The following is a 22,084-nucleotide window of genomic DNA, read 5'->3' on the forward strand; positions in this document are numbered from 1 at the left end:
CTTAACCGCCGAAGTCGTCGAGGAGGATATTCTCCTCCTCCACACCCAGGTCGACCAGCATCTTGATCACCGCGGCGTTCATCATGGGCGGACCGCACATGTAGAACTCGCACTCTTCCGGAGCCGGATGGTCCTTGAGGTAGTTCTCGTACAGCACGTTGTGAATAAAGCCCTTGAGCCCCGTCCAGTTGTCTTCCGGCAGCGGATCGGACAGCGCCAGATGCCATTTGAAGTTGGGGTTCTCTTCCTGCAGCTTGTCGTACTCTTCGACGTAGAAGGCCTCACGCATGGAGCGCGCGCCATACCAGAAGCTGATCTTGCGCTTGGACTTCAAACGCTTGAGCTGGTCGAAGATGTGCGAACGCATCGGTGCCATACCGGCACCACCGCCGATAAATACCATCTCGGCGTCGGTGTCCTTGGCGAAGAACTCACCAAACGGACCGTACACGTCGATCTTGTCGCCCGGCTTGAGGCTGAACACGTAGGAGCTCATCTTGCCCGGTGGCAGATCGTCCTTGCCCGGTGGTGGCGAGGCGATACGGATATTGAACTTCACCAGACCCACTTCTTCCGGGTAGTTGGCCATGGAATAGGCACGGATCACGGTCTCTTCGACCTTGGACACGTACTTCCACTGGTTAAACTTGTCCCAGTCGCCGCGGTACTCCTCCTGAATGTCGAAGTCCTTGTAGTACACGGTGTGCGGCGGGCATTCCAGCTGCACATAACCACCGGCGCGGAAGTCGACGCTTTCGCCTTCCGGCAGTTTCAGCGTCAGTTCCTTGATGAAAGTGGCCACGTTGGGGTTGGACTCAACGGTGCACTCCCACTTCTTCACGCCGAAGACTTCTTCCGGCACTTCGATCTTCATGTCCTGCTTGACCGGAGTCTGGCAGGACAGACGCCAGCCAGCCTTGGCCTCGCGGCGAGTGAATGCCGCCTCTTCAGTCGGCAGCATTTCACCGCCGCCATGCTCGACCACACACTTGCACTGGGCGCAGGTACCGCCGCCACCGCAAGCCGAAGACAGGAAGATATTGTTGGCCGCCAGGGTCTGCAGCAACTTGCCGCCGGCCGGTACCACAATGGTTTTTTCGCCGTTGATCTCGATGCTCACATCACCGCTGGAAACCAGCTTGGCGCGCGCCGCGAGAATGACCAGCACCAGCGCCAGCACGATGCCGGTGAACATGCCGATGGCGATAAGAATCTCTAAATTGATCATCTATGCATCCCTTCCTTACAACTGCACGCCGGAGAAGGACATAAAGCCCAGAGACATCAGGCCGATGGTGATAAAGGTGATACCCAGGCCCTGCAGGCCAGCCGGAACGTCGCTGTACTTGAGCTTCTCGCGAATCCCCGCCAATGCGGCAATCGCCAGCGCCCAGGACAGACCGGAGCCGAAGCCATACACGGTACTTTCCGCCAGGTTGTAGTCACGCTCGACCATAAACAGGGTACCGCCCATGATGGCGCAGTTCACTGTAATCAGAGGCAGGAATACCCCGAGGGCGTTGTAGAGGCTGGGTACATACTTATCCAGCAGCATTTCCAGGATCTGCACGATCGCCGCGATCACCCCGATGTAGCTGAGCAGACCGAGGAAGCTCAGGTCCACTTCCGGCAAACCGGCCCAGGCCAGCGCACCATCTTTCAGCAGGTAGGTGTAGATCAGGTTGTTCGCAGGCACGGTGATGACCTGCACCACGATAACCGCGATACCCAGGCCAATCGCCGTCTCGACTTTCTTCGAGATGGCGATAAAGGTGCACATGCCGAGGAAGAAGGCCAGTGCCATGTTCTCAACGAACACCGCCTTGGCCAGCAAGCTGAGGTAATGCTCCATTAGTAAGCCTCCTTATTCGAGACCTGTGGAGCCATCTTGAAGCTTGGCTTCTCCAACTGCTCTTTTTTCCAGCTACGCAGTGCCCAGATAAACAAACCGATCAGGAAGAACGCCGAAGGCGGTAGCAATAGCATGCCGTTAGGCTGGTACCAGCCACCGTCGTTGATCACCGGAATGATCTCGTAGCCCATCAGTTTGCCGGCACCGAACAGCTCACGAATGATGCCCAGGGCAATCAACATGGCACTGTAGCCCAGACCGTTACCGATACCGTCGAAGAACGACAGCACCGGCGGGTTCTGCATGGCAAAGGCTTCGGCGCGACCCATCACGATGCAGTTGGTGATGATCAGCCCGACGAACACCGAGAGCTGCTTGGACAGGCTGAAGGCGTAGGCCTTGAGCACCTGATCGACCACAATCACCAAGGAAGCAATGATCACCATCTGCACGATCATGCGAATGGAGCTAGGGATCTGACTGCGAATCATCGAGATAAACAGGTTGGAAAACCCGGTTACCAGAGTCAGGGCAATCGACATCACCATCGCGGTTTTCAGGTTCGAGGTCACCGCCAGAGCGGAACAGATGCCAAGAATCTGCAAACCAATCGGGTTGTTATTGAAAACCGGATTGAGCAGAACTTCTTTAATAGTCGGCTGCGACATAATTAAGCCTCCCCTGCGCGCAGGTTAGCGATAAACGGACCAAAACCGTTCTGACCCAGCCAGAAATTCAGCAGGTTATCGACACCCTTGCTGGTCAGCGTCGCGCCAGCCAGTGCATCAACCTGGTGAACAGCCTTAGGGCTTTGCGGATCTACACCGCCCTTGACCACAGCAACAGACAGTTTGCCGTCTTCATCGAATAGGGTTTTACCCAGCCACTGCGCCTTCCACTTCGGATTATCCACTTCGCCACCCAGACCAGGGGTCTCGGCGTGCTGGTAGAAACCCATACCGGCAACAGTATTAAGGTCGCCCTTGATGGCAATAAAGCCATATAGCGTGGACCACAGGCCGTAACCACGCACAGGCATGATCAAGGTGTCCATCTGACCGTCTTTCTCCACCACATAAACAGTGGTGTAACGCTCCAGGCGCTTGATCGAAGCAATGTCCTGATCAGCGCTAAGAACGCTGGACAGCTTGGGATCTTTGACCGCTTTAAGCGGATCAAAGGTCAGCGGGTCTTTAGCGTCCGAGAACTTGCCCGTTTCCAGGTCAACCAGCTTGGCCGTCACAGTACCTTTAAACATGTCTTTGACTTGCGCGCTGGACATGTTCGGCTGCCCCAGCCCGGCGATTGCCAGGATGCTGCGCTGCTTGTCCAGCTGGCGGTTTTCCACCTGAGTCGGTTTCAGCGCGATGGCTGCACCGGCAACAAACACCGAGCACACCAGGCAGACCAACAGGGCTACCACCAAGGTGCGGACGGTAGATTCTTTTTGACTAGACATTGCGTGCCAGCCTCCGCTTGATATTGGCTTGAACGACGAAATGGTCGATCAGCGGTGCGAACAGGTTGGCGAACAGGATCGCCAGCATCATGCCTTCCGGGAAGGCCGGGTTGACCACACGGATCAACACCACCATCACGCCGATCAGGGCACCGAAAATCCACTTGCCGGTATTGGTCATGGATGCCGACACCGGGTCGGTGGCCATAAAGAACATGCCGAAAGCAAAACCGCCGACCACCAGATGCCAGTGCCAAGGCATGGCAAACATCGGGTTGGTGTTCGAACCGAGCATATTGAGCAGCAGGCTGAAGCCGATCATGCCCAACATCACGCCGGTAACGATGCGCCAGGAAGCAATCTTGGTCATCAGCAGGATGCCGCCACCGATGAGGATCGCCAGGGTGCTGGTTTCGCCCATGGAACCCTGAATGGTGCCGACAAAGGCGTCCATCCAGGTGATGCCATTGTTCACCACGTTTTCAATGCCACCAGCAGCGGCCAGGCTCAGCGAGGTTGCACCGGCAAAACCGTCAACCGCAGTCCAGACTGCGTCACCGGACATCTGCGCCGGGTAGGCGAAGAACAGGAAGGCACGGCCGGTCAGCGCCGGGTTGAGGAAGTTCTTACCGGTACCGCCGAACACTTCCTTGCCAATCACTACGCCGAAGCTGATACCCAGGGCCACCTGCCAAAGCGGAATGCTCGGCGGCAGAATCAGAGCAAACAATACAGAGGTCACGAAGAAACCTTCGTTGACTTCATGCTTGCGGACCGAGGCAAACAGCACTTCCCAGAAACCGCCGACGATAAACGCCGTCGCATAAACCGGCAGGAAATAAGCCGCGCCCTGGATAAAGTTATCCCACAGGCTATTGGGGTCAAACCCGGCCAGCGAGCCGATCAGCGCAAAACGCCAGCCTTCCTGGGCCGCCAGCAGCTCAGGGCTGTTAGCGAAGATCAGGTTGGCCTGATAACCGGTGTTCCACATACCGAAAAACATCATCGGGAAGGTACACAACCACACGGTGATCATCATGCGCTTGAGGTCGATGCCGTCACGCACGTGGGCGGTGGTCTTGGTTACGCTGCCTGGGCGATAGAAGAAAGTGTCAACAGCCTCATAGAGGGCGTACCACTTCTCTAACTTGCCGCCTTTTTCGAAGTTGTGCTCGACTTTATCGAGGAATGCACGAATACCCATGACTTAACCCTCCTTCTCAATACGGGCGAGGTTATCGCGCAGGATCGGGCCGTACTCATACTTGCCGGCACAGACATAGGTGCACAGCGCCAGGTCTTCTTCGTCGAGTTCCAGACAGCCCAGTTTCTGAGCCATCTCGGTGTCACCGACGATCAGGTAGCGCAGCAGTTGCGTCGGCAGGATATCCAGCGGCATCACGGCTTCGTAGTTGCCCACCGGCACCATGGCGCGCGGGCTGCCATTGGTAGTGGTGGAGAAGGCGAACTTCTTCGCAGCGTTGAGCTTGGAAACAAAGATGTTCATCACCGAGTGCTTGTTTACCCCGGCACGCAGGTAATGCATCAGCTCACGCTCGTGCCCCTCAACCAGGCAGGACACCTGCAGGTGATAGCGACCGAGGAAGGCGAAAGCACCCTGGGCAGTACGGCCACCCAGCACCGAACCGGAAATTACCCGGTTGAAGCCCGGCTGCAGCTGACCCGCAGTCAGTTCGCCGAGGCTGGCACCCAGACGGGTACGCAGCAGACGCGGCTGCTCGACCACTGGGCCGGCCAGCGCGACAACGCGCTCGATCCAGAGCTGCCCGGTGGTGAACAGCTTGCCGATGGCAATCACGTCCTGGTAGTTGATCGACCACACGCTCTTGCTGGCGTTGACCGGATCAAGGAAGTGGATATGGGTACCCGGCAGCCCGGCAGGGTGCGGACCGGCAAAGGTTTCAGTGTGCACGTGAGCCAACTGCTCGCCGGGCAACTTGACCCCTTCGGCCTTGCACAGGAAGACCTTGCCCAGATTGCCCAGAACCTGCAAACCGGACTCGAAGTCCGCAGCGTACTCGGCGATCACTATAGCCGGATCGGCTGCCAGCGGGTGGGTATCGATGGCGGTGACGAAGATCGAGCTGGGCTGCGCATCCACGGCCGGTACCTTGCTGAACGGGCGCGCCCGAAAAGCGGTCCACAGGCCCGACTGCTGCAGGGTCTCACGCACGCCGGCATTGCCGACAGTGCCCAGCTGATCGGCCGGGAAATGTGCAAAGGTAACCTGCTCATCACCCTCGACATCGATCACCACGGACTGCAGCACACGCTTCTCACCGCGATGAATAGCGCTGATCACACCGGCTGCGGGAGCCGTGTAATGCACACCCGGAGACTTCTTGTCAGAGAACAGGATCTGGCCAAGTTTGACCCGATCACCGACCTGAACCTCCATCGTAGGCTTCATACCGTGATAATCGAAGCCTATGACGGCGACACTACGTACCGGCCTTGCAGCCTCGATACGTTGCGCCGGCACGCCTGTTATGGGCAAATCGAGCCCATGTTTTATTTTGATCATAGGTTTGCCTAACCACTGATTTATAAGCTTTTTTAGAATACGGGCGACATCGGCATGCTTAGTATGCAGAACAGTGCCGCTGGGATTATAGGCGCTGTTTATGATGTCGAACGCGGGAAAAAAATCCGTTTGATTATAAAGACCGTCCCCGCCACTGACCACCCAAGCGCTTGCTTTTTTTGACTTTTCGGTCACAAGCCGCAACATGTGCACACTTGACGAAAATCGCCACTGGAGCGAAACAGGAATACCCCAGCCACAGGAGCCAAACCGTGCGCCAAATACTGGTGCTTGCCACCCTATTACTGCTCAGCGGCGAGCTGCTGGCCAATACTAGCGAGCGCCTGCGCGAAGCCAACTTTGCCGCCCAGCACACCCTTAGCGAGGCCAGCCTGGAGCGCAAGAACCAGAGCGTACTCACCTACCTGTGGGTCGATGTCTATGCCGCGGCCTTCTATGCCCCGGCTCAGACCAGCGCCAGCCAGGCCTTCAGCCGCCCACTCAAGCAACGCCTGGAACTCTACTACTTCCGCAATATCGCCCGCGAAGACGTGATCAAGGCCGCCTGGACGACCCTCAACCGACAGCACAGCCCCGCCACCCTCGCGCGCCTGCGCAACGAACTCGATGCCCTGCACGACAAGTTCCAGGATATCCAGCCCGGCGACCGCTACGCCCTGAACTTCGCCCCGGAAAGCGGCCTGAGCCTGGAGCGCAACGGCCAGATCGCCTTCACCAGCCAGGATCCGGAGCTGGCCAGGGCTTACCTGGGCATCTGGCTGGCCCCCAACGGCCTGTCGGACACTCTGCGCAACCAGCTGCTTGCCCGGTAGGCCTTGATATGGCCAGGGCATTTTCTGCAAAAACGCAAAACGGGAGCCGAAGCTCCCGTTTTTTTATTGCCGCCTGTGCTTAACGCGGGAAGGCGGGCGGGTTGACCCCGGCCATGTCTTCCATCACGCGAATCACCTGACAGCTGTAACCGAACTCGTTGTCGTACCAGACATAGAGCACGACACGGTTGTCGTTGGCGATGGTGGCTTCGGCGTCGACCACACCAGCGTGGCGCGAGCCAACGAAGTCGGTGGACACCACTTCCTGGGAGCTGACGAAGTCGATCTGCTTCTGCAGATCCGAGTGCATGGCCATCTGGCGCAGGTACTCGTTGACTTCCTCGCGAGTGGTGGCTTTCTCAAGGTTGAGGTTGAGAATGGCCATCGACACGTTCGGCGTCGGCACACGAATGGCGTTGCCGGTCAGCTTGCCTTTGAGCACAGGCAGCGCCTTGGCGGCAGCCGTGGCAGCACCGGTCTCGGTGATCACCATGTTCAGCGGCGCGCTGCGACCACGACGATCGCCCTTGTGGAAGTTGTCGATCAGGTTCTGGTCGTTGGTGTACGAGTGAACGGTTTCAACGTGGCCGTTGACGATGCCGTACTGGTCATTGATCGCCTTGAGCACCGGCACAATGGCGTTAGTGGTGCAGGAAGCAGCCGAGATGATCTTGTCGTCGGCGGTGATTTCACCGTGGTTGATGCCGTGCACGATGTTCTTCAGCGCACCCTTGCCAGGCGCAGTGAGCACCACGCGGTCAACACCCGGGCAGGCCAGGTGCTGACCCAGGCCGTCGGCGTCACGCCATACACCGGTGTTATCCACCAGCAGCGCGTTCTTGATGCCGTACTGGGTGTAATCCACTTCGGTCGGCGACTTGGCGTAGATCACCTGGATCAGGTTGCCATTGGCGGTGAGGGTGTTGTTCTCCTCGTCAATGGTGATGGTGCCGTTGAACTTGCCGTGTACCGAGTCGCGACGCAGCAGGCTGGCGCGCTTGACCAGGTCATTGCTCGCCCCCTTGCGTACGACGATGGCGCGCAGACGCAGGCCGTCGCCACCACCGGTCTTCTCGATCAGGATGCGCGCCAGCAGACGGCCGATACGCCCAAAGCCGTACAGCACCACATCGGTGCCTTCGCGACCGGCACCGTTCTGCTTGCCAGCCACTTCGCTCAGCTCGTCCTTGACGAACTGCTCGATGCTGCGGCCATTGCCTTCGGCCTTGAACTTGCCAGCCATCTTGCCCAGGTCCACGGAGGCCGCGCCCAGCTTGAGCTCGCTCATGGTCTTGAGAATGGGGAAGGTGTCGTGCACCGACAGCTCGCTGTCGTCAGCCAGGCGGTGACGGGCGAAGCGGTGGGCTTTGAGAATATCGATCACCGAACGGTTGATCAGACCACGTCCGTAGATCGAGGTAACCACGTTGTTGTTACGGTAGAGTTGGCCAATCATCGGAATCATCGCTTCCGCAAGGGCTTCTCGATCGATCCACTCACCGAGACACTGGTCGGGCTTCTGAGTCACGGGCAGTACCTTCCACATGTAGGGGCTGAAAAAAGGGGCTACATTATGCCGGCGCGAACAATCGCCGGCAATGTGTAGCGGTGAAACACTGACAGCAGAGCACGCGGATAGTTACAATCGAAGGCCATATCGCCACGTCCGCGAGCTGCCCGTGTCTGTACCGACTGCATCCGTATTGCGTCTACCGTCCCTGCCTGCCACCGCTGGAAAACAACACTGGGGCAACCTGCCCGGTGCCGCGCTGAGCCTGGCCATTGCCGAAGCCGCCAGCAGCGCAAAACGCTTCACCCTGCTGCTGACCGCCGACAGCCAGAGCGCCGAACGCCTGCAGGAAGAGCTGAGTTTCTTCGCCCCAAGCCTGCCGGTGCTGCATTTCCCCGACTGGGAAACCCTGCCCTACGACCTGTTCTCGCCGCACCAGGACATTATTTCCCAGCGCATCGCCGCGCTCTACCGCCTGCCCGAGCTCAAGCACGGCATTCTGGTAGTGCCGATCACCACCGCCCTACACCGCCTGGCTCCCAAGCGCTTTCTGCTCGGCAGCAGCCTGGTCATGCAGGTCGGCCAGCGCCTCGAAGTAAACCAGATGCGCGTCAATCTGGAAGCTGCCGGCTATCGCTGCGTCGATACGGTGTATGAACACGGCGAATTCGCCGTACGCGGCGCGCTGATCGACCTGTTCCCCATGGGCAGCAGCCAACCGTATCGCATCGACCTGTTCGACGACGAAATCGAGACCCTGCGTACCTTCGACCCGGAAACCCAGCGTTCCATCGACAAGGTCGAGTCGATCAAGCTGCTGCCGGCGCGCGAATTCCCGCTGGAAAAGAAAGCCGTTACCGATTTCCGCGGGCGCTTTCGCGAGCGTTTCGACGTCGACTTTCGCCGCTGCCCGATCTATCAGGACCTCAGTACCGGCATCACCCCGGCCGGTATCGAGTACTACCTGCCGCTGTTCTTCGAAGAAACCGCCACCCTGTTCGACTACCTGCCCCAGGACACCCAGGTGTTCTCCCTGCCGGGAGTGGAAAAGGCTGCGGAACACTTCTGGAGTGACGCCCGCAACCGCTACGAAGAGCGCCGGGTCGACCCCGAGCGCCCGCTGCTGCCGCCGGCCGACATCTTCCTGCCGGTGGAAGACTGCTTCGCCCGCCTGAAAGACTGGCCACGGGTGGTGGTCAGCCAGGACGATATAGAACAAGGCGTCGGACGCACCCGTTTCAACGCCCAGCCATTGCCGGACCTGGCGATCCAGGCCAAGGCCACTGAGCCCCTGGCCGCGCTAAGGCGCTTTATCGAGGACTATCCCGGCCGCGTGCTGTTCTGTGCCGAATCCGCCGGACGCCGCGAGGTGCTGCTGGAGCTGCTCGCCCGCCTCAAGCTCAAACCCAACGAATTCGACAGCTGGCCAGCCTTTACCGCCAGCACTGAGCGCCTGGGCATCTGCATCGCGCCACTGGATGACGGCCTGCTGCTCGAAGACCTGGCCCTGGTGGCGGAAAGCCCGCTCTTCGGCCAACGCGTGATGCAGCGCCGGCGGCGCGAGAAATCCCGCGATGGCGGCGACAACGTCATCAAGAACCTTACCGAGCTGCGCGAAGGCGCGCCGGTGGTGCATATCGACCATGGCGTGGGCCGCTACCTGGGCCTGGTGACCATGGAGTTCGACGGCCAGGCCGCCGAATTCCTCGCCCTGATGTACGCCGAAGAAGCCAAGCTCTATGTGCCGGTGGCCAGCCTGCACCTGATCGCCCGCTACACCGGCAGCGACGACGCCCTCGCCCCGCTGCACCGCTTGGGCTCGGAAATCTGGCAGAAGGCCAAACGCAAGGCCGCCGAGCAGGTGCGCGATGTCGCCGCCGAGCTGCTCGACATCTACGCCCGCCGCGCCGCCCGCGAAGGCTATGCGTTCGCCGACCCGAAGGCCGATTACGCCACCTTCAGCGCCGGCTTCCCCTTCGAGGAAACACCGGACCAGCAGGCCGCCATCGACGCCGTGCATGACGATATGCTCGCGCCCAAGCCGATGGACCGCCTGGTCTGCGGCGATGTCGGCTTCGGCAAGACCGAAGTGGCGATGCGCGCCGCCTTTATCGCCGTACACGGCGGCAAGCAGGTGGCGGTATTGGTGCCCACCACCCTGCTCGCCCAGCAGCACTACAACAGCTTCCGCGATCGCTTCGCCGACTGGCCGGTCAAGGTCGAGGTGATGAGCCGCTTCAAGTCGGCCCGGGAAGTCGCCGAGGCCATGCAGCAGCTGAGTGAAGGCAAGGTGGATATCGTTATCGGCACCCACAAGCTGCTGCAGGGTGACGTCAAGTTCAGCAACCTGGGCCTGGTGATCATCGACGAGGAACACCGTTTCGGCGTGCGCCAGAAGGAGCAACTCAAGGCCCTGCGCAGCGAAGTCGACATCCTCACCCTTACCGCCACGCCGATTCCGCGCACCCTGAACATGGCCGTGGCCGGTATGCGCGACCTGTCGATCATCGCCACGCCACCGGCGCGCCGCCTGTCGGTGCGCACCTTCGTCATGGAACAGAACAACCCGACCATCAAGGAAGCGCTGCTGCGTGAGCTGCTGCGCGGCGGCCAGGTGTACTACCTGCACAACGATGTGAAGACTATCGAGAAATGCGCCGCCGATCTGGCCGAACTGGTGCCGGAAGCGCGGATCGGCATCGGCCACGGACAGATGCGCGAACGCGAGCTGGAACAGGTGATGGGCGACTTCTACCACAAGCGCTTCAACGTGCTGATCGCCTCGACCATTATCGAGACCGGTATCGACGTACCCAGCGCCAACACCATCATCATCGAACGCGCCGACAAGTTCGGCCTGGCCCAGCTGCACCAGTTGCGCGGCCGCGTCGGCCGTAGTCACCACCAGGCCTACGCCTACCTGCTCACGCCGCCGCGCAAGCAGATGACCGATGATGCGCAGAAGCGCCTGGAGGCCATCTCCGGCGCTCAGGATCTGGGAGCAGGCTTTCTGCTGGCCACCCACGATCTGGAAATCCGCGGTGCCGGCGAACTGCTCGGCGACGGCCAGAGTGGGCAGATCCAGGCGGTCGGCTTCACCCTGTATATGGAAATGCTCGAACGCGCGGTGAAATCCATCCGCAAGGGCGAGCAACCCAACCTCGACCAGCCACTCGGAGGCGGCCCGGAGATCAACCTGCGGGTGCCAGCACTGATCCCCGAGGACTACCTGCCGGACGTGCACACCCGCCTGATCCTCTACAAGCGCATCGCCAACGCCGCCGACGAGGATGGCCTGAAAGAGCTGCAGGTGGAGATGATCGACCGCTTCGGCCTGCTGCCCGAGCCGACCAAGAACCTGGTGCGTATCACCCTGCTGAAATTGCAGGCGGAGAAACTCGGCATCAAGAAGGTCGACGCCGGCCCGCAAGGCGGTCGCCTCGAGTTCGCCGCCGACACCTGCGTCGACCCGCTGACCCTGATCAAGCTGATCCAGGGCGCGCCGACCCGCTACAAGTTCGAAGGAGCCACCCTGTTCAAGTTCCAGGTACCCATGGAACGTGCACAAGAACGCTTCAATACACTCGAAGCGCTGTTCGAGCGCCTGACGCCCTCAACCTAAAGGATCGACCCATGCACGCACTCCGCACCCTGGCCCTCCTGCCGCTTATCCTGCTGAGCCTGCTGGGCAGCAACGCGGCACTGGCTGAGCGCCTCTATCAGGTGGAAGTGATCGTATTCCGCCAGTCCGGCGAGAATGGTTCGGGCGGCCAACTGCCGCCCGACAACTGGGCGCAGAACGCCCTGCCGGTCGATGCCGGCAGCAGCCGCGCCCTGACACTGACCAGCGAGGCGAGCAAACTCAACCCGGCCAACGGTTATCAGGTGCTATTGCACCAGGCCTGGTCACAGGGCATCAGCGACTCGACCAGCAGCGTCGCTATCAGCACTGGCAACGAGCAGTTCGGCCACTACCCGGTGCAAGGCCGTATCAGCCTTAGCGGAGATAGCCTGATCGAGCTCGACAGCGATATCTGGGTCAACCAGTTCGACCAGAGCGGCATCCTCAACGCCAGCGAGCGAATCAGGCAGAGCCGCCGCCTGAAAAGCGGCGAGCTGACCTTTGTTGATAATGGCAGCCTGGGGCTACTGATTCGCGTCAGCCCACTCTAAAAGCACAAAAAAGGGCCGCATCGCGCGGCCCTTTTTAATCCATCGACGCCAGCTTAGCTGGTCAGCACACGGGCCAGAACGGTCTTCACCTTGCCCATCCCCTCATCCAGGGCGCGCTCGATTTCCGCCATGGTAATCAGCGCCGCGGATTTGCCCGCCGCCGGGTTTACCACCAACGCCAGGCAGGCATACGGCAGAGCCAGTTCACGGGCCAGTGCCGCTTCCGGCATGCCGGTCATGCCGACGATATCGCAGCCATCACGCTCCATGCGGGCGATCTCGGCCACCGTCTCCAGGCGCGGCCCCTGGGTGCAACCGTACAGGCCATGACTGCTGAACCCGCAGCGCTCGGCCGTCAGAGCCTCCGCCAATTTGCCGCGCAGGCCGGCATCGTAGGGGTGGCTGAAGTCCACATGGGTCACATGCTCCAGCTCGCCCTCATAGAAGGTGTGCTCGCGCCCACTGGTGTAATCGATGATCTGGTGCGGCAGACAGAAGTGCCCGGTGACCATGGCAGGATGAATACCGCCCACCGAATTGACCGCAATAATCGCCTTGGCCCCGGCCTCGCGCAGTGCCCAGAGATTGGCACGGTAGTTCACCTGATGTGGCGGTATCCGGTGTGGGTGCCCGTGACGAGCGAGGAACAGCACCTCGCGCCCGGCATACTCGCCCTTGAGCACAGGTGCGGAAGGCGTTCCATAGGGCGTATCCAGATGCAGTGCAGCAGTAATGGTCAAGCCATCCAGGCGAGTCAGGCCTGTACCACCGATAATGGCGTAAACAGTCATCCAATCTTCCTCAATCGATTAATTGCGCGGCACGCAACGCGCCCACTGCTTCCAGCCAGCGCGGGTTCTGCCGATATTCAACACCCGGAAAGGCCTGGCGACGCATACGCGCCAGGCCCTGTGGTACTCGCACCTTGAGGCGCTGCAAGGCGCTCAGGGCCAGCTCTGCCGCAGCCCGGTCATTGCACACCAGGCCCATGTCACAACCGGCGCTCAGCGCCGCCTCGATACGGCAAGCCGCATCGCCGACCACGTGAGCCCCAGCCATGGACAGGTCGTCGCTGAAAATCACCCCGGTAAAGCCCAGCTCGCCGCGCAGAATATCCTGCAACCAGCGACGCGAGAAACCCGCCGGCTGGCTGTCTACCTGAGGGTAGATCACATGGGCCGGCATCACCGCCGCCAGCTGCCGACTCAAACGGGCAAAGGGCAGCAGATCGACGGCACGAATCTGCTCGAGACTGCGCTCATCCAGTGGAATGGCCACATGGGAATCCGCCTCGGCCCAGCCATGGCCGGGAAAGTGTTTGCCGGTCGCCGCCATGCCCGCCGCGTTCATGCCGCGGATAAAGGCAGCGGCCAGGTCGCTGGCACGCAGCGCATCGCTCTCGAAGGCGCGACTGCCAACCACCGCGCTACGCTGATGATCGAGGTCCAGCACCGGAGCGAAGCTCAGGTCCAGGCCGACCGCCAGAACCTCGCTGGCCATGATCCAGCCGCAATGCTCGGCCAGGGCTTCGGCATTGACGTTATCGGCAATCGCGCGCATCGCCGGCAGGCGCACAAAGCCCTGACGCAGGCGCTGCACCCGGCCGCCTTCCTGGTCCACTGCCAACAGCAGGTCGGGGCGCACGGCACGAATGGCCGCAGCCAGCTCGCGCACCTGGCGCGGCTCTTCAATATTGCGTGCAAATAGAATCAGACCGCCGACCTCGGGTTGACGAAGGATCTGTCGATCCTCGGCCGTCAGCCAGGTACCGGCGATATCCAGCATCAGTGAACCTTGCATGCTTGAACTCACAACTCATCCTTAAATAAGAGGCGCAGCCGCCCACTGCGGGCACGGGGCCTCGTCGATGCGCACGGCACAATGCACCGGCACCCGGGAAAATAATGCCAACAGATCGCTGTTGCGCAGACGCACGCAACCATGGGAACGCGCAACGCCCATGGGCTCGGTATCCGGTGTGCCATGCAGGTAAATATAACGGCGAAAGGTATCGACCTCGCCCAGCCGATTGCGCCCAGGCTCGCAGCCACTGAGCCAGAGAATACGACTGAGAATCCAGTCGCGCCCGGGAAACTGCTCGTGCAACTCGGGCGACCAGACCTCGCCGGTCCAGCGCCGCCCACGCAGCACAGCCCCCAGCGGCAAGCCCTCGCCGATCTTCGCCCGTACCTGGTGCAGACCACGCGGCGTACAACCAGAGCCATTGCGTTCGCCGGGACCATTGAGTGCGGTGGAAACCTTCAGGCGCAGCAACAGCTGCCCGTCGGCAAAGCCATACAGGCACTGATCGGCCAGGGAGATATGCAGAAAATCGAGAGTCGCCATGGGCGGCTAGCTTAGCGGATCACATCCACCACGCCCACCCAGGCCCTTCAAACTTTGCTGGGAGCGGCTGCCGTTTTACTGCGCGGTTTGAGCTGGGCGCTGGCCAGGGCTTCGTCGCTCAGCCCGGTTTCCGAACGCATGCCGGCCGCCAGGAAAGGCACCATCAAACGCATGACCTGCTCAATTGAGGTATTAACGCCGAAATCGGTTTCCGCCATGGCCCGCAACGCCTTGATCCCAGACATGCTGAAGGCCGCCGCCCCCAACATAAAGTGCACCCGCCAGAACAGCTCCAGCGGCGGAATCCGTGGGGCGGCTTCGTGCACCAGGAGCATATAACGACGGAATACCTTGCCGTAGACCTCTTCGAGGTACTTGCGCAGGTGCCCCTGGCTCTGGCTGAAGGCCAGGCCCAGCAAGCGCATAAAGATTGAAAGATCGTTGCCACTGCGCGGCTTCACTGCCAACGCCTGCTCAACCAGTAACTCAAGCAGCTCTTCCAGGCTGACTTTGGTATCCGACTTGGCCTGACGGCGATCCAGCTCACGCTCCAGGCTCAGACAGAAGGGGCCGAGAAAGCGTGAGAAGACCGCCTGGATAAGGGCCTTCTTCGAGCCGAAGTGATAGTTCACCGCCGCCAGGTTGACCCCGGCCTTGCTGGTGATCAGACGCAGCGAGGTTTCGGCGAAACCTTTCTCCGCAAACAACTGCTCTGCTGCATCGAGAATGCGTTCAACGGTTTCGGACTGGGCCATGACTCTTTTCATCTGAACAAACACTTGTTTGAAACATACGTTTCAGCCGCCCGCCTTGTCAAGTCGGGCAAACCACCTTGTGGCTGATCAGTCACGCGTACCGAGCAAAAACTGCACGGACAATGCCTAGACGAGCGTCAGGTCGGCCAGGTAACAGAACCTCACTATACAAGCTGGATAAGGCTTTATTCAGCAGACATAGGCACAGAATGATTGCCAACGGCAGATCACTGTATATAATCCCAGTCACTGTACAAAAAAACAGAGACAGCCATGCTCAAACTGACGCCGCGCCAAGCTGAAATTCTCGCCTTTATCAAGCAATGCCTGGAGGACAATGGATACCCGCCAACCCGTGCAGAAATCGCCTTGAAACTGGGCTTCAAATCACCCAACGCGGCCGAAGAGCATCTCAAGGCCCTGGCCCGTAAAGGTGCCATCGAGATGACCCCCGGGGCTTCGCGCGGTATACGCATTCCCGGCTTCGAACCCAACGCCGAGGAAGAAGAAGGCCTGCCGGTCATTGGCCGAGTGGCGGCGGGAGCTCCAATTCTTGCTCAACAGCATATTGAAGAGTCCTGCAAGATTAACCCGGAGTTCTTCCACCCCAGGGCGGACTACCTGCTGCGTGTCAGAGGCATGAGCATGAAGGACATCGGCATCTTCGATGGCGACCTGCTGGCCGTACACACCACCCGCGAAGCCCGCAACGGCCAGGTGGTGGTGGCGCGTATCGACGATGAAGTGACCGTCAAACGTTTCAAGCGCGAAGGCAACATGGTCTGGCTGATCGCCGAAAACCCGGAGTTCGCACCGATCGAAGTGAACCTGGAAGAACAGGATCTGATTATTGAAGGCTTGAGCGTCGGCGTTATCCGCCGCTAGTGGAGGATCTATGCAGTTCCCACAATCCCTGGACCATACACAACTGCCCCTGTTCGATGCGTTTCTGGCAGCGACAGTGAACCCAATGCTTGCCGATGGCGGCGAGCTGCCCTGGCAGGATGAGACAGAGACGTTCAGTGAACTGTCGCTGCGTGGTGCAGCCGGGCACTGCCTGAACCTTCTAGCGCCGATTCTGCGTGAGCTCAGCGAAAACCACGACGAGCGCTGGCTGACCCTGATTGCCCCACCATCAAGCCTGACCCAGACCTGGCTACGCGAGGCCGGCCTGAACCGCGAACGCATCCTGCTGCTCCACCCGCGCGGTGCACAGAACGCGCTGGAGCTGGCGCAACAAGCCTTGAAGCTGGGCCGCAGCCATACCGTTGTCAGCTGGCTGCACCCGCTCGAACGCCATGCGCGGCAACAGCTTGAGCAGGCCGCACGGCAGGGCAAGGCGCAAAGCCTGAATATCAGCCTGGGATAATTGGTCAGCGATCCGCACAGGGACGTGCGTGGCAGCCAGTAGGACTGGATGCAGGGAGTATCTAGCGCGAGCAGAGCATTCTGGTTAGAGCCAGAATGCGCACAGCATCAATGCAGAACCCGCGGCCCTTCTTCCTGCTGAAAGTTGTTTTCCGCCAGGCGACCGGCCATCTGCACACCGACATTGAGCATGGCCTTGGCCACTTCGACATGCTGGCCTTGCAGGAAAGCCTTGGCACCATCGGAAAAATCCAGCACCACCAACGACTCCTCATCCTCTGCGCGGCGCAGGGCAATGCGCCCGTCGGGCAACTCGACAATTTCCAGGAATGATGTAGGCATTGGCTTGGTTCTCCACGAAAGGTCGGCATTGTAACAGCCGATCAGGGCTCGCCCTAGTCCACCGGTCCAATCAGCCGCTTACCACTCGCTCAGGGTTTGCCGAAAGCGCTGCGCCAGAACCTTCAGCTGCTGACGCCAGGCTTCAAGCGTCTCCTGCGCCAGGGGTGCGACTTCTTCATCCAGGCTGACCGCTGTGATCAATGGAGTGCTGGGGTCGACCTTGGCTTTCTTACCCGCCTGCGGCGGCTGAAACAGCTCGGCATAGGCCTTGAGCAACTGAGCAACCCAGCTGTCGGCGGACTGCGCCAACTCGACCAGCTCACCCAGTTCCTGGCTCGGCGCTGCTTGCAACACCTCCTCGGTGAGAAAGCGTTCGGCTTGCGGAGCCGCACTGTCCGCTAGCCGATAATAGCCGGCGATCTCATGGCACAGCCCCAGCAGGGCACCATAGAGATGAAACAGCGCAGCCTCGCGTTCAGCCTGGATCAGGGCCAGGGCATTCATGCTCTGCCCCTGCTCGGCCTTGCGCCAGGACTCCAGCGCAAGGCCGGCGTAGAAGATTTTCTGATTGGTGCGGGTATAGAGTTCATTGGCCATGGCGGCACCCTCCCTAACGGATCGGATAAGCATACGCGCGCCGGCCAAGGGCAGACGCGCACTTAGTCAGATCAGCTCTTGTCTTCGACTTTCCACTTGCCACCATCAAAGAACGCGCGCCAACCGGTCGGCTTGCCGTCGACTTCGGTCTGCACATACTGCTCCTTGGTCTTGCGGCTGTAGCGGATCACTGCTGCGCGACCTTGCGGGTCTTTTTTCGGTGCATCACAGAGGAAGTGGTACTTGGGATCGATCTCATCCTTGTGCGGAATCAATTCCAATACCAGCGGTGCACGGGTTTCGCGGTTTTTCGGGAACTGGCTGGCAGCCAGGAACAGCCCCGAGGCACCATCACGCAGGATGTAGGTGTCGTTGACCTTCTCGCACTTGAGCTCGGGCATCTTCACCGGGTCCATCTTCGGTGGGGCCGCTTCACCGCTTTTCAGCAGTTTGCGGGTGTTCTTGCATTCGCTGTTGGTGCAACCGAAGAACTTGCCGAAGCGACCGGTCTTGAGCTGCATCTGGCTGCCGCACTTGTCGCACTCCAGGCTCGGGCCTTCATAGCCCTTGATCCGATACTGACCCTGCTCCACCTCATAACCCGCGCAATCGGGGTTATTGCCGCAGATATGCAACTTACGGGTTTCATCCAGCAGGTAGGCGTCCATCGCGGTCGAACAGATCGGGCAGCGGTGCTTGCCGAGCAACACCAGGGATTCGGACTCACCCTCGTCGTCCGCAGCAATCTCGTCGCCCGGCACCAGATTGACGGTGGCCTTGCAGCGCTCTTTCGGCGGCAGGGCATAACCGGAGCAACCGAGGAACACACCGGTTGAGGCGGTACGGATGGTCATCGGCCGGCCGCAATCCCGGCATGGGATATCGGTCAGGGTCGGCAGGTTGGCGCGCATGCCACCCTCGCCCGCCTCGGCCACTTCAAGTTTCTTCTTGAAGTCACCATAGAACTCGTCGAGCACATGCTTCCACTCGCGCTCGCCCTGGGCCACATCGTCCAGGTGCTCTTCCATGCCGGCGGTAAAGCCGTAGTCCATCAGGTTGGAGAAGCTTTCGGCCAGACGTTCGGTGACGATGTCGCCCATCTTCTCCGAGTAGAAGCGACGGTTGTGCAACGCCACATAGCCGCGATCCTGAATGGTGCCGATAATCGCTGCATAGGTCGACGGACGACCGATACCGCGCTTTTCCATTTCCTTGACCAGGCTGGCTTCCGAGTAACGCGCTGGCGGCTTGGTGAAGTGCTGGCTGGGATCAAGCTTGACCAGCTTGAGCACTTCGCCCTGCTCCATTTCCGGCAACACGTCGTCATCGCCCGGCTTGCTCAGCTGTGGCAACGCCCGGGTATAACCGTCGAACTTGAGGATACGGCCCTTGGCACGCAGCTCGAACTGCGCTGCAGTCACGGTAACCGTGGTCGACAGGTACTCGGCCGGCGGCATCTGGCAAGCCACGAACTGACGCCAGATCAGCTCATACAGACGTTCGGCGTCGCGTTCCATGCCCGACAGCTGAGTCGGCTTGAGGTTGACGTCGGAAGGACGAATCGCTTCGTGAGCTTCCTGGGCCCCTTCCTTGCTGCTGTAGGCAATCGGGTTGGCCGGCAGGTACTTCTTGCCGAACTCGCCTTCGATAAAGTCACGCACCATGGTCACGGCATCGGCCGAGAGATTGGTCGAGTCGGTACGCATATAGGTGATGTAGCCGGCCTCATACAGACGCTGGGCCATCATCATGGTCTTCTTCACCCCGAAGCCCAGGCGATTACTCGCGGCCTGCTGCAGGGTGGAGGTGATAAAGGGTGCCGAAGGCTTGCTGCTGGTCGGTTTGTCTTCACGCTTGCTGATGCTGTAGCTGGAGGCTTTCAGCGTAGCCAGGGCCGCCATGGCCTGAGCTTCGTTCAGCGGCTTGAAGGCGGCACCGTTCTCGCGGGCCACCTCGAAACGCACGGTGGCGTCCTTGGCGGTGCCCAGATCGGCGTGGACTTCCCAGTATTCTTCCGGAACGAAGGCGCGGATCTCTTTCTCGCGCTCGACCACCAGCTTCACGGCTACCGACTGTACACGGCCGGCCGACAGGCCGCGGGCGATCTTGGCCCACAGCAGTGGCGAAACCATATAGCCCACTACGCGGTCGAGAAAACGCCGCGCCTGCTGGGCGTTGACCCTGTTGATATCCAGTTCGCCAGGCTTGGAAAACGCTTCCTGGATCGCCTTTTTGGTGATTTCGTTGAACACCACGCGCTTGTAGCGGCTGTCGTCGCCACCGATGGATTCGCGCAGGTGCCAGGCAATGGCTTCCCCCTCGCGGTCCAAGTCGGTTGCGAGATAGATGGTGTCGGCATCCTTGGCCAGGCGGCGCAATTCTTCAACCACCTTCTCCTTGCCCGGGAGGATCTCGTACTTGGCCTTCCAGCCGTGCTCGGGATCGACCCCCATACGGGTAAACAGCTGGCGTTTGGCCTTTTCCTTGGGGGACAGCGCCGGCACTTCGCCTGCAGCGGCCTTGCCGCGTTTGGCCGGTTCCTTGGCCGTGCTCGCCGAACCACTGGTAGGCAGGTCACGGATATGGCCGATGCTCGACTTCACCACGTACTCGTTGCCCAAGTACTTGTTGATGGTCTTGGCCTTGGCCGGGGATTCCACGATGACCAGCGATTTGCCCATGGATTGGAAAATTCCTGAAATTCGGTAAATAAATGCGGGAGGCGCTGTACTGCCTGTTAGCGCGGCACCGCTATATATAGTGGTGGTCCGGCCGAGGTCAAGCGCAGCAATGGCCCGATGTCAGCTCAAGGCCGAGTAAAGAGTGCGGTTTCAGCCTGAATCAAAGCAAAGCGTGGAACCGTCTCGCCGTCCACCTCAACGCTTTCGCAGAACATCTCCAACGGTCGCACCCATAGGCCGAACTCGCCGTACAGCGCCTGATAGACCACCATCGCCTGCTCCGTTTCGGAGTGCTGGGCAACGCCAAACACACGGTATTCAGGGCCTTTGTAGTGACGGTAAAGACCGGGCTGTAGCTGCATCGGTGAATTCCTTGAAGATTTTCTGCTGATAAACAAAAACCGGGGCACTTGGCCCCGGTTTTTCCATCTCTTACACCGATGAAGCTTAGAGGCGTTCGAAGACGGTGCTGATGCCTTGGCCGAGACCGATGCACATGGTCGACACACCGAAGGTGCCGCCATTCTGCTTCATCACGTTCAGCAGGGTACCGGAGATACGCGCACCGGAACAACCGAACGGGTGACCCAGGGCGATCGCGCCGCCGTGCAGGTTGACCTTCTCTTCCATCTTGTCGAGCACTTTCAGGTCCTTCAGCACAGGCAGAGCCTGGGCAGCGAAGGCTTCGTTGAGCTCGAAGAAGTCGATGTCGTTGATGGTCAGACCAGCACGCTTGAGGGCTTTCTGAGTCGAGGGTACTGGACCGTAACCCATGATCGCTGGATCAACGCCGGCCACGGCCATGGCGCGAACCACGGCCATTGGCTGAATGCCGAGGTCTTGAGCGCGTTGAGCGCTCATGACGATCATGCAGGAAGCGCCGTCAGTGATCTGCGAGGACGTACCTGCAGTCACGGTGCCGCCTTTGGGGTTGAACGCAGGCTTCAGCGCAGCCAGGCTTGCCAGGGTGGTTTCCGGACGAATGGTTTCGTCGTAGTCGAACACCTTCAGGAAGCCGTTCTCGTCGTAGCCTTGCATCGGGATGATTTCATCCTTGAACTTGCCTTCGACGGTAGCCTTGTGGGCCAGACGGTGCGAACGCTCACCGAATGCGTCCTGCTGCTCACGGCTGATGCCATGCATCTTGCCGAGCATTTCAGCCGTCAGACCCATCATGCCCGAGGCCTTGGCCGCGTAAAGCGACAGGTGCGGGTTTGGATCAACGCCGTGCATCATGCCTACGTGGCCCATGTGCTCCACACCGCCGATGACGAACACGTCACCGTTGCCGGTCTGGATCGCCTGCACGGCAGTGTGCAGGGCGCTCATAGACGAACCGCACAGGCGGCTCACGGTCTGGCCAGCACTGGTGTGCGGGATCTGGGTCATCAGCGACGCCATGCGCGCGATGTTCCAGCCCTGCTCCAGGGTCTGGTTGACGCAGCCCCAGATCACGTCTTCCACTTCGGCCGGATCGACCTTGGTGTTACGTGCCAGCACGCCGCTGATCAGGTTAGCCGACATGGTCTCGGCACGGGTGTTGCGATGCATGCCGCCCTTGGAACGACCCATCGGGGTGCGGCCGAAGTCGACGATGACTGCATCTCTAGGATTCAGGCTCAT

General features: G+C 60.3%; 21 protein-coding genes. 5 read left to right on the forward strand and 16 right to left on the reverse strand.

Translation table 11 applies throughout. The features are described 5' to 3' along the window. Position 1: 1 nt before the first annotated feature. Genes nqrF through WMW70_RS06000 form a run of 6 tightly spaced genes read right to left on the reverse strand, consistent with a single transcriptional unit; the run spans position 2 to position 5,856 of the window. Positions 2–1,228: an NADH:ubiquinone reductase (Na(+)-transporting) subunit F gene (nqrF, locus tag WMW70_RS05975; RefSeq protein WP_341436601.1), complete on the reverse strand. Its 1,227-nt coding sequence runs from the start codon at positions 1,226–1,228 to the stop codon at positions 2–4. A 15-nt stretch (positions 1,229–1,243) separates the two neighbouring features. Further along, on the reverse strand, positions 1,244–1,852 hold the full coding sequence (nqrE, locus tag WMW70_RS05980; protein ID WP_090238197.1) for an NADH:ubiquinone reductase (Na(+)-transporting) subunit E: 609 nt from the start codon (positions 1,850–1,852) through the stop codon (positions 1,244–1,246). After that, on the reverse strand, positions 1,852–2,520 hold the full coding sequence (locus WMW70_RS05985; protein WP_341436602.1) for an NADH:ubiquinone reductase (Na(+)-transporting) subunit D: 669 nt from the start codon (positions 2,518–2,520) through the stop codon (positions 1,852–1,854). Before WMW70_RS05985 ends, nqrE begins: the two co-directional genes overlap by 1 nt. A 2-nt stretch (positions 2,521–2,522) precedes the next feature. Beyond that, a complete protein-coding gene (locus WMW70_RS05990; protein WP_341436603.1) occupies positions 2,523–3,311 on the reverse strand; it encodes a Na(+)-translocating NADH-quinone reductase subunit C in 789 nt (262 codons plus the stop codon). Continuing rightward, on the reverse strand, positions 3,304–4,515 hold the full coding sequence (locus tag WMW70_RS05995) for an NADH:ubiquinone reductase (Na(+)-transporting) subunit B (RefSeq protein ID WP_341436604.1): 1,212 nt from the start codon (positions 4,513–4,515) through the stop codon (positions 3,304–3,306). Before WMW70_RS05995 ends, WMW70_RS05990 begins: the two co-directional genes overlap by 8 nt. A gap of 3 nt (positions 4,516–4,518) precedes the next feature. Further along, positions 4,519–5,856, reverse strand: coding sequence for a Na(+)-translocating NADH-quinone reductase subunit A (locus tag WMW70_RS06000; protein WP_341436605.1), 1,338 nt, complete (start codon positions 5,854–5,856; stop codon positions 4,519–4,521). Between the two features lie 272 nt (positions 5,857–6,128). Here WMW70_RS06000 and WMW70_RS06005 point away from each other — a divergent pair, with 272 nt between their 5' ends. Next, positions 6,129–6,689: a chalcone isomerase family protein gene (locus WMW70_RS06005; RefSeq protein WP_341436606.1), complete on the forward strand. Its 561-nt coding sequence runs from the start codon at positions 6,129–6,131 to the stop codon at positions 6,687–6,689. Between the two features lie 79 nt (positions 6,690–6,768). On the opposite strand, the gene WMW70_RS06010 is transcribed toward WMW70_RS06005, so the two are convergent. Next, the gene (locus tag WMW70_RS06010) at positions 6,769–8,235 is read right to left on the reverse strand and encodes a glyceraldehyde-3-phosphate dehydrogenase (protein ID WP_341436607.1); all 1,467 of its coding nucleotides are present in this window, start codon (positions 8,233–8,235) and stop codon (positions 6,769–6,771) included. 133 nt (positions 8,236–8,368) lie between these two features. Between WMW70_RS06010 and mfd the strand changes: the two genes are divergently transcribed. Both mfd and WMW70_RS06020 read left to right on the forward strand, forming a co-directional pair. Next, positions 8,369–11,821, forward strand: coding sequence for a transcription-repair coupling factor (gene mfd, locus WMW70_RS06015; protein WP_341436608.1), 3,453 nt, complete (start codon positions 8,369–8,371; stop codon positions 11,819–11,821). 11 nt (positions 11,822–11,832) lie between these two features. Further along, positions 11,833–12,372 (forward strand): CsiV family protein, encoded by a 540-nt coding sequence (locus tag WMW70_RS06020; protein WP_341436609.1) that lies wholly within the window; start codon positions 11,833–11,835, stop codon positions 12,370–12,372. A 53-nt stretch (positions 12,373–12,425) separates the two neighbouring features. Here WMW70_RS06020 and WMW70_RS06025 read toward each other — a convergent pair whose 3' ends face one another. Genes WMW70_RS06025 through WMW70_RS06040 form a run of 4 tightly spaced genes read right to left on the reverse strand, consistent with a single transcriptional unit; the run spans position 12,426 to position 15,473 of the window. Then, positions 12,426–13,163 carry an S-methyl-5'-thioinosine phosphorylase gene (locus WMW70_RS06025; protein ID WP_341436610.1) on the reverse strand — a complete coding sequence of 246 codons (738 nt, stop codon included), beginning with the start codon at positions 13,161–13,163 and terminating at the stop codon, positions 12,426–12,428. A 10-nt stretch (positions 13,164–13,173) separates the two neighbouring features. After that, entirely contained in the window at positions 13,174–14,172 is a 999-nt protein-coding gene (gene nagZ, locus WMW70_RS06030) for a beta-N-acetylhexosaminidase (RefSeq protein ID WP_341436611.1), read from the reverse strand. A 21-nt stretch (positions 14,173–14,193) separates the two neighbouring features. Next, complete coding sequence (locus tag WMW70_RS06035; protein WP_341436612.1) at positions 14,194–14,718, reverse strand: L,D-transpeptidase; 525 nt, start codon at positions 14,716–14,718, stop codon at positions 14,194–14,196. 47 nt (positions 14,719–14,765) lie between these two features. Beyond that, positions 14,766–15,473, reverse strand: a complete 708-nt coding sequence (locus WMW70_RS06040; RefSeq protein WP_341436613.1) for a TetR/AcrR family transcriptional regulator — start codon at positions 15,471–15,473, stop codon at positions 14,766–14,768. 273 nt (positions 15,474–15,746) lie between these two features. On the opposite strand from WMW70_RS06040, the gene lexA reads away from it, so the two are divergent. Both lexA and sulA read left to right on the forward strand, forming a co-directional pair. Then, positions 15,747–16,358: a transcriptional repressor LexA gene (gene lexA / locus WMW70_RS06045; RefSeq protein WP_341436614.1), complete on the forward strand. Its 612-nt coding sequence runs from the start codon at positions 15,747–15,749 to the stop codon at positions 16,356–16,358. Positions 16,359–16,368: 10 nt separating this feature from the next. Then, complete coding sequence (gene sulA / locus WMW70_RS06050) at positions 16,369–16,842, forward strand: SOS-induced cell division inhibitor SulA (protein WP_341436616.1); 474 nt, start codon at positions 16,369–16,371, stop codon at positions 16,840–16,842. 107 nt (positions 16,843–16,949) lie between these two features. Here sulA and WMW70_RS06055 read toward each other — a convergent pair whose 3' ends face one another. The 5 genes from WMW70_RS06055 to fadA all read right to left on the reverse strand — a co-directional run bounded on the left by WMW70_RS06055 (position 16,950) and on the right by fadA (position 22,084). Continuing rightward, the gene (locus WMW70_RS06055) at positions 16,950–17,183 is read right to left on the reverse strand and encodes a hypothetical protein (protein ID WP_341436618.1); all 234 of its coding nucleotides are present in this window, start codon (positions 17,181–17,183) and stop codon (positions 16,950–16,952) included. Between the two features lie 78 nt (positions 17,184–17,261). Further along, the gene (locus tag WMW70_RS06060) at positions 17,262–17,780 is read right to left on the reverse strand and encodes a DUF6586 family protein (RefSeq protein WP_341436619.1); all 519 of its coding nucleotides are present in this window, start codon (positions 17,778–17,780) and stop codon (positions 17,262–17,264) included. 71 nt (positions 17,781–17,851) lie between these two features. Then, complete coding sequence (gene topA, locus WMW70_RS06065) at positions 17,852–20,461, reverse strand: type I DNA topoisomerase (RefSeq protein ID WP_341436620.1); 2,610 nt, start codon at positions 20,459–20,461, stop codon at positions 17,852–17,854. A 125-nt stretch (positions 20,462–20,586) separates the two neighbouring features. Next, positions 20,587–20,823 (reverse strand): DUF1653 domain-containing protein, encoded by a 237-nt coding sequence (locus WMW70_RS06070; RefSeq protein ID WP_090387350.1) that lies wholly within the window; start codon positions 20,821–20,823, stop codon positions 20,587–20,589. A gap of 85 nt (positions 20,824–20,908) precedes the next feature. Continuing rightward, on the reverse strand, positions 20,909–22,084 hold the full coding sequence (fadA, locus tag WMW70_RS06075; protein WP_341436621.1) for an acetyl-CoA C-acyltransferase FadA: 1,176 nt from the start codon (positions 22,082–22,084) through the stop codon (positions 20,909–20,911).

Source organism: Pseudomonas sp. XK-1 (assembly GCF_038069885.1).
In the GTDB taxonomy this organism is placed as follows: Bacteria; Pseudomonadota; Gammaproteobacteria; order Pseudomonadales; family Pseudomonadaceae; genus Aquipseudomonas.